Origin of the sequence: Shewanella sp. 3_MG-2023, from assembly GCF_030548765.1 — a bacterium.
GTDB lineage: Bacteria > Pseudomonadota > Gammaproteobacteria > Enterobacterales > Shewanellaceae > Shewanella.
Map to the genome: position 1 here is coordinate 1 of NZ_JAUOSH010000082.1, position 1108 is coordinate 1108.

Sequence of the window (1108 nt, forward strand, 5' to 3'; positions counted from 1 at the left end):
GGTTATCACCATCGATGTCGCTCGCATTCGCCAGCAGCTGCTCATCGGTAATGATGATAACGCCGTCTTCATTCATGGTGAATTCAACGTCTGGCGCAACCGCGGCATCGTTAACTGGGTTAACAGTTAAATCAACACCTGTCGCCACGGTAGTGGTGCCATCAGAGACATCAAAGCTTAAGTCTAAGTCGCCATTAAAGTCCGCATCTGGGGTAATCGTAAAGCTGCCATCTGGGTTAGCCACAACGGTGGCATTATCACCTACTGATAGGTTTTCAGCGCTTAGGCTGTCACCGTCGATGTCAGATGCATTAGTTAATAGTTGTTCTTGCGATAAGGTGATTGAGCCATCTTCGTCAACCGAATACGCTAAATTACCTGACACAGGGGCATCGTTAATCGGCAACACATCCACTGTCATTTGTGTAGTAACCGTTGCGCCCTCTTCGTCCTGAATAACAATATCCAGTGTCACTTCGCCATGGAAGTTTTCATTAGGGGCAAAGCTACAAGTCCCATCACCATTAACACTGAAAATACCATCAGGGCCTGTATAACTAATCTCAACCAATGAGACATCACCTTCAATATCTGATGCATTCGCTAAGATTTGGCTTTCATTAAATGTCAGCACACTGTCTTCATCGATAGTGTAAGAAACAGGGCCTGCAATCGGTAAATCATTGACTGCGATAACCTCAATGCCTGCATTACCAACAGTGATTGCACCAGCTTCATCCACAACAGAGACATCTAAGTTAATATCGCCGTTGAAGTTTTCATTAGGTGAGAAGGTAACCGTGCCATCTTGATTGGTCACTAACACACCATCAGTGCCTGAATAGCTGACACTATCTAGCGCCACTTCACCTTCGATATCAATTGCATTGGCAAGTAACTGCTCAGGGCTTAACGTGATACTGCCATCTTCGTTCATTTGGTATGAAGTAGAACCCGCTACTGGTGCATCATTCACCTCTGCGATTGCGATATCAATGTTGGCTGGGGTCACAACGGTGCCATCACTGACGCCAAACTCTAATTGCACATCACCATTGAAGTTTTCATTTGGTGCAAAGCTATGGGTGCCATCACCGTTGTCGGTAAG

At 45.8% G+C, this 1108-nt stretch carries 1 protein-coding gene; it reads right to left on the minus strand.

All coding sequences use genetic code 11. The features are described 5' to 3' along the window. Nucleotides 1-1108: tandem-95 repeat protein (locus Q4591_RS20070; RefSeq protein ID WP_303462617.1), on the minus strand; the 1108-nt coding region annotated here is incomplete at both ends.